Origin of the sequence: Peribacillus sp. NPDC097198 (assembly GCF_044762055.1) — a bacterium.
In the GTDB taxonomy this organism is placed as follows: Bacteria; Bacillota; Bacilli; order Bacillales; family DSM-1321; genus Peribacillus.
This window is the reverse complement of record NZ_JBIWDO010000012.1, coordinates 82,051-88,251: the sequence shown is the minus strand read 5'-3', so window position 1 is coordinate 88,251 and position 6,201 is coordinate 82,051. Positions and strand designations below refer to the sequence as shown.

Here is a 6,201-nt window from a genome sequence, read left to right as displayed (position 1 = left end):
TCACACCCGTTCCCATTCCGAACACGGCAGTTAAGCTCTTCAGCGCCGATGGTAGTTGGGGGTTTCCCCCTGTGAGAGTAGGACGCCGCCAAGCAGATGATTTATATCTTCTAAGAGTTTTAGGAAACATTATATTATTCCGCAGTAGCTCAGTGGTAGAGCATTCGGCTGTTAACCGAACGGTCGTAGGTTCGAGTCCTACCTGCGGAGCCATATGCTTCCATAGCTCAGTAGGTAGAGCACTTCCATGGTAAGGAAGAGGTCAGCGGTTCGAATCCGCTTGGGAGCTTCCCAAACTACCTTTTAAAATTTTTTTACGGCCCGTTGGTCAAGCGGTTAAGACACCGCCCTTTCACGGCGGTAACACGGGTTCGATTCCCGTACGGGTCACCATTTTCAATTCACTTTTTGGAGGATTAGCTCAGCTGGGAGAGCATCTGCCTTACAAGCAGAGGGTCGGCGGTTCGATCCCGTCATCCTCCACCATTTTTAATATTGATTTGCCGGTGTAGCTCAACTGGTAGAGCAACTGACTTGTAATCAGTAGGTTGGGGGTTCAAGTCCTCTTGCCGGCACCATGTTTCACTTATATGTGGAGGGGTAGCGAAGTGGCTAAACGCGGCGGACTGTAAATCCGCTCCTTCGGGTTCGGCAGTTCGAATCTGCCCCCCTCCACCATCTTTTTTTCAAAAAAATGTGGTTCAGTTATATACTTTCTTCTTTAGGGGAATATATAATTACCGCTTTTTATTTTGCTAACTATTAATTTACATATATTGGGCTATAGCCAAGCGGTAAGGCAACGGATTTTGATTCCGTCATGCGAAGGTTCGATCCCTTCTAGCCCAGCCATATGCGAAAGTAGTTCAGTGGTAGAATACAACCTTGCCAAGGTTGGGGTCGCGGGTTCGAATCCCGTCTTTCGCTTTATTTTAATTAGATTTTATACTTAGGGGCCTTAGCTCAGCTGGGAGAGCGCCTGCCTTGCACGCAGGAGGTCAGCGGTTCGATCCCGCTAGGCTCCACCATCTAACTACATACACCAACACTTACGCCTTAAACCTCTTCGGTTTAAGGCTTTTTTTTTGAAAAACAACTTTCTATGGCTGTATCTTTATACATAAAAATGTCCGGTTGAACCATTCTCCTTAACAGTTATAAAATAACAGAAAGGGGGAATAGTATGTCTATTCAAAAAATTTCAGTTATCGGTCTTCCCATGGATCTTGGTCAAACAAGGCGTGGGGTTGATATGGGGCCAAGTGCACTCCGTTGTGCAGGTGTTGTCGAACGAATCCAACAATTGCAGTTAGAAGTGGAAGATTTAGGAGACATCATAGTGGGGAGGCCCGGGACATCTGAAGAGGCTGGCTCAAACTTGAAGAATCTATCACTTGTTTCTAAGGGGAATGCACAATTAGCAGCAAGGGTAGATGAAATTATTTGTAGTGGATCATTCCCTCTAGTTCTTGGGGGAGATCATTCGATAGCAATAGGAACACTTGCTGGGATTTCGAAGCATTATGAGAGTTTAGGGGTAATTTGGTATGATGCCCATGGAGATTTGAACACGGAGGAGACTTCTCCGTCAGGAAACATACATGGCATGCCACTCGCTGTCAGCATTGGACTCGGTCACCCTGATTTAGTTAATCTGCATGGGTATGCACAAAAGGTGAAACCAGAGAATATCGTCATTATTGGAGCCCGTTCCTTGGACGAAGGAGAAAAGGTACTAATACGTGATAAAGGCATCAAGGTCTATACGATGCATGAAATTGATAGGCTTGGTATGACGAAAGTGATGGAAGAATGCATTGAATACTTACGTGATAAAACGGATGGGGTTCATCTATCCCTAGATCTTGATGGGGTAGACCCTGCAGAGGCACCTGGAGTAGGAACACCAGTGCTTGGGGGGATAAGCTATCGGGAAAGTCATTTGGCCATGGAAATGCTTGCGGAGTCAGAGTTGATTACTTCAGCTGAGTTTGTAGAAGTAAACCCCGTACTAGACGAGCGTAATAAAACGGCGATCGTGGCGGTAGCCCTGATGGGTTCTCTATTTGGAGAAAAGCTATTATAACTTAACGCAATATATAAAAGAAACAGTAACCGGTTTTTTTATGGGTTACTGTTTTTCTATATGCTAGAATACAAAAGTATATGATTTAGATAATGTTGAACGAAGGTAACGTTATATGATTCCAAGGCAATCTCCCTCTTCACTTTACTGTTTGCTTTTTCGTTCCGCTTTGGGTCAATTGAAAATATTGATTCATCAGGGTATCAAGTTTGCTACTCACTTCGACCACTTCGTTATCTATCATAGAGGAACGGGAAGCTAAGATAATCATTTTCTGTCTATATCGCTCAATGTTATCTAGTATTTGTTCTGCAGTCATTATCAAGGTTCACTTCCTTTATTTTTACAATTTCTTACTATATATATCCTTGTTTTTTTCGTTTTAAACATAAAATGTAAAAGTTTGCTAAAATAAAAGTAATAAATTATGAAACCTTTTAGCTTGCGATTCGTAATAATCGTATAGCCGCATGAAGCGGGGGTAAAAAACAAAAATGGATGGACTTGTTAAAGAGAGAATAAACCAAGTGTTAAAGGGAGACCACAATGCATTTGGGGAAATAGTCGAAATTTATAAGGATAAAGTTTTTCAAATCTGTTTTAGAATGCTTGGAAACCGGCAGGAGGCTGAAGACCTGTCCCAAGAAGCTTTTGTAAGGGCCTTTGTGAACATTCGCAGTTTCAATATCAATATGAAGTTTTCAACATGGTTATATCGCATAGCGACGAACCTCTGTATCGACCGACTTCGTAAGAAAAAGCCGGATTACTATTTAGATGCGGAAGTCACTGGTACAGAGGGATTGAATATGTATTCTCAAATTGCATCGGACATGGCGATGCCAGAGGAAGAAGTAGAGTCGTTAGAGCTTCAGGAAACCATCCAGGTCGAAATTATGAAGTTGCCGGAAAAGTATCGTTCGGTCATCGTATTAAAATACATTGAGGAATTATCGTTAAAGGAAATCAGTGAGATTCTTGATTTGCCGGTAGGCACTGTCAAAACGAGAATACATCGTGGGCGAGAAGCTTTGCGTAAACAACTGCGCCATTTATAAAAAGAAGGTGAGAAAAATGAACTGCCACGAGGAAATCATTAATTATATGCATGATTATTTAGATGAGGACATTAAACCCGAGCATAAAGAAATTTTAAGGGACCATCTGCTTACATGTCCTGCATGCCGAGATTTTTTCAATGAAATGAAAAAAGCAGTTGCCCTTGTACAAAGCACTTCCCATATCAAGGCCCCGGATGATTTTACGGCAAGGGTAATGGCCCAATTGCCTAAGGAAAAGAAGGCTACGGGGGCAAAGAGATGGTTTAAGGCTCATCCGTTTATGACAGCCGCGGCGATGTTCGTTGTATTAATGACAGGATCGATCTTTTCCACTTATAATCAGGACGAACATTTTTCCGTCTCCAAGCAACCTAACTTATTGGTAGAAGGGGAAACCGTCATTGTCCCTAGTGGGGAAACCATTGAAGGGAACGTTGTGGTTCAAAATGGGGACATACGCATAGAGGGCGAAGTAAAGGGGAATGTGACAGTCATTAATGGTCAGGAGTATATGGCCAAGGCAGGAAATGTTACCGGTGATATAGAAGTCATAGACCAAGCCTTTGAGTGGATGTGGTACAAAATAAAGGATATTGGAACATCTCTACTTCCTTCTTCAAAAGAGGAAAGAGATGGGGAATAATGAAGCTGAGCATAAGCATGGTTCTAATCAGAACGGTGCTTTTGTTCAGCTTTATATTGTATCCAGACAAAAATAGTGGTTACTAGCACTACTTCCCATATAAATTTCTGTACTAGTTTTAGAAGTATGATTTAAAAAATGGTATACTATTAAGGTTATTACATAACGATGGTTATTGTGTTTTTGGAGTATTACGGACTGGAGGAAACAACATGTCTATATCCAATTTGAATGTTTGGGACTATGTAGTAAATTTCATTGATATTTTCCTTGTTTGGTTTGTGATATATAAATTGTTAACTATAATTCGAGGCACGAAAGCCATACAACTGCTAAAGGGAATTTTTGTGATTGTCATTGTGAAAAGCTTGAGCAATCTGTTTGGTTTCAATACACTCGGATGGTTAATGGAACAAGTCATGAACTGGGGTGTTCTGGCAATTCTCGTCATTTTCCAGCCTGAATTGAGAAGAGCACTTGAACAATTAGGACGAGGAAAGATCTTTTCAAGGGGCAGTGCTCCGGAAGAGAATCAACAAGAGCGTTTAGTAGAAGAAATTCTAAAGGCCTCTACGTATATGGCGAAAAGGCGTATTGGAGCCTTGATTACCATTGAAAAAGGAACGGCACTGGGTGATTACGTTGAAACGGGAATTCCTTTAAGGTCCTATATTTCTTCTGAACTGCTCATTAATATTTTCATTCCGAATACACCCCTCCATGATGGGGCTGTTATTTTACAGGATAATCAAGTCGCAGCAGCAGCTTGCTATCTGCCCTTATCGGAAAGTCCGTTCATTTCAAAAGAGCTGGGCACAAGGCATAGGGCTGCCATTGGAATGAGTGAAGTAACAGATAGTGTAACAATTGTTGTTTCTGAAGAAACGGGAGGTATCTCTGTCACCAAAAATGGGGAGCTATACCGCGATTTAAATCAGGAATCATTTAGAGCCATGCTAACAAGTGAACTGGTATTGCAGAATGTCAAAACAACTTCCTCGGGTATCTGGAATTGGAGGGGGAAGAAAAATGGATAAATTCACGAATAGCGCTTGGTTTATGAGAATTGTCGCTTTCGCCTTGGCTGCTCTATTATTTATATCCGTTAATTTCGAGATGGAGTCCGATAAAAAGTCCCTTGGATTGTCCACTGCGCCTGAGAATGGTACGGAAACCATTGAAAATGTTCCGGTTGAAGTGTACTATGATCGTGAAAATTTAGTGGTCAGCGGCGTACCTGAAACGGTGGATGTCACATTGAAGGGGGCAAAAAGCCTTCTGATCAACGCAAAAAGCCAACGGGATTTTAAAGTATATGTAGATCTTTCCGATCCCGAAATCTCGATGGGGGACCGAACTGTCACATTTAAAATAAGCGATTTAAATGAAAAACTCGTGGCAACGATAGATCCGGAATATGCGGAAGTAAATGTTCAGGAACGGATGACGAAAGAGTTTAAGGTCGATGCAGAATATAACAGTTCATTACTGGAAGAAGGGTATACCGCTGGGCAGCCAACAGTAAGTCCTGAAACCGTAAAAATTACGGGTGCCAAAGATGTAATTGAAAAAATATCCTATGTAAAGGCCAACCTTGAAATAAGGAAAGGGCTAAACGAATCGGTGAACGGGCAGGCAACGGTAAAAGCGCTAGACCGGGATTTGAATAAATTAGATGTCGCGATTGAGCCAGCTTCCGTGGCAGTTTCGTTAAAGGTCAGTATTCCTTCCAAAAAGGTATCAATCGTGCCAGAGCAAACGGGGAAGGCCAAGGCCGGAGTTCGTATCAAGAGTATTAGTGTCGACCCTACAGAGGTAACTCTATATGGACAAGAAGCATCATTGGATAAAATAAATGCATTAAATCTTCCAGTCAATATCTCGAAAGTAGATGGAGATACCGAAATGGAACTTAATCTTTCAAAACCTGAAAGTGTGCAGAAAATGTCCTTAAGTAAAGCTACGGTGAAGATTCGTACCGAAAAAGTGGATGTGGAAGATAAGGATACTGAAGAAGAGGCAGAAGAAGTAGTTGTCGAAGAAGAAAAACCGGTAGATAAGGTTGAACCGGAAACCACGGAATCCAAAACTTTCACCAACTTGAAAATAATCCCGGTAGGTAAACAGGATGATCAAGAAGTGGAATTGGATACGGATGTGATGAGCATTACATTGAATGGGAAAGCGGAAGATCTAAAAAAAATATCTAAAGACGACATTTCGCTCACGGTCGATGTAAGTAATTTAGATGAAGGTAAGCATGATGTTGAACTGGCAGTTAAAGTCCCCGCGGGAGTATCTTGGGAATTAGATTCTAAAAGAGTTGCAGTGTCAGTTTCCATGGCCCAAGAAGAGGAAGAAACGTAACCTGGCCTTAACATCATTTAATTTAGTAATGATTTGAAGAAGGA

Annotated in this window: 6 protein-coding genes, 9 tRNA genes and 1 rRNA gene; 15 read left to right on the top strand and 1 reads right to left on the bottom strand. The window is 41.7% G+C overall.

Annotated elements, in window-relative coordinates:
* From rrf to rocF, 11 genes are all read left to right on the top strand, one after another.
* Positions 1-94: ribosomal RNA gene (gene rrf / locus ACIQXQ_RS18000) — 5S ribosomal RNA — on the top strand; the annotation flags it as partial.
* A gap of 44 nt (positions 95-138) precedes the next feature.
* Positions 139-213: transfer RNA gene (locus ACIQXQ_RS17995), tRNA-Asn, on the top strand.
* Between the two features lie 3 nt (positions 214-216).
* Positions 217-289 (top strand) — tRNA-Thr (locus ACIQXQ_RS17990).
* 29 nt (positions 290-318) lie between these two features.
* Positions 319-393: transfer RNA gene (locus ACIQXQ_RS17985), tRNA-Glu, on the top strand.
* A 17-nt stretch (positions 394-410) separates the two neighbouring features.
* Positions 411-486: transfer RNA gene (locus tag ACIQXQ_RS17980), tRNA-Val, on the top strand.
* A 16-nt stretch (positions 487-502) separates the two neighbouring features.
* Positions 503-578, top strand: a tRNA-Thr gene (locus tag ACIQXQ_RS17975).
* A gap of 16 nt (positions 579-594) precedes the next feature.
* A tRNA-Tyr gene (locus ACIQXQ_RS17970) sits at positions 595-678 on the top strand.
* 99 nt (positions 679-777) lie between these two features.
* Positions 778-852 (top strand) — tRNA-Gln (locus ACIQXQ_RS17965).
* A gap of 3 nt (positions 853-855) precedes the next feature.
* A tRNA-Gly gene (locus tag ACIQXQ_RS17960) sits at positions 856-927 on the top strand.
* A 25-nt stretch (positions 928-952) separates the two neighbouring features.
* Positions 953-1,028: transfer RNA gene (locus ACIQXQ_RS17955), tRNA-Ala, on the top strand.
* Between the two features lie 155 nt (positions 1,029-1,183).
* Positions 1,184-2,086 (top strand): arginase, encoded by a 903-nt coding sequence (gene rocF / locus ACIQXQ_RS17950; RefSeq protein ID WP_402876116.1) that lies wholly within the window; start codon positions 1,184-1,186, stop codon positions 2,084-2,086.
* Between the two features lie 139 nt (positions 2,087-2,225).
* Here rocF and ACIQXQ_RS17945 read toward each other — a convergent pair whose 3' ends face one another.
* A complete protein-coding gene (locus ACIQXQ_RS17945) occupies positions 2,226-2,405 on the bottom strand; it encodes an aspartyl-phosphate phosphatase Spo0E family protein (RefSeq protein WP_402876114.1) in 180 nt (59 codons plus the stop codon).
* Between the two features lie 175 nt (positions 2,406-2,580).
* Here ACIQXQ_RS17945 and sigW point away from each other — a divergent pair, with 175 nt between their 5' ends.
* The 4 genes from sigW (at position 2,581) to ACIQXQ_RS17925 (ending at position 6,157) form a co-directional block, all read left to right on the top strand.
* Positions 2,581-3,144, top strand: a complete 564-nt coding sequence (sigW, locus tag ACIQXQ_RS17940; protein WP_402876112.1) for an RNA polymerase sigma factor SigW — start codon at positions 2,581-2,583, stop codon at positions 3,142-3,144.
* 16 nt (positions 3,145-3,160) lie between these two features.
* On the top strand, positions 3,161-3,790 hold the full coding sequence (locus ACIQXQ_RS17935) for a zf-HC2 domain-containing protein (protein WP_402959273.1): 630 nt from the start codon (positions 3,161-3,163) through the stop codon (positions 3,788-3,790).
* A gap of 212 nt (positions 3,791-4,002) precedes the next feature.
* Positions 4,003-4,827 (top strand): diadenylate cyclase CdaA, encoded by an 825-nt coding sequence (cdaA, locus tag ACIQXQ_RS17930; RefSeq protein WP_402876108.1) that lies wholly within the window; start codon positions 4,003-4,005, stop codon positions 4,825-4,827.
* On the top strand, positions 4,820-6,157 hold the full coding sequence (locus ACIQXQ_RS17925) for a CdaR family protein (RefSeq protein WP_402959271.1): 1,338 nt from the start codon (positions 4,820-4,822) through the stop codon (positions 6,155-6,157). The genes cdaA and ACIQXQ_RS17925 overlap by 8 nt, the downstream gene beginning before the upstream one ends.
* Positions 6,158-6,201: the final 44 nt, after the last annotated feature.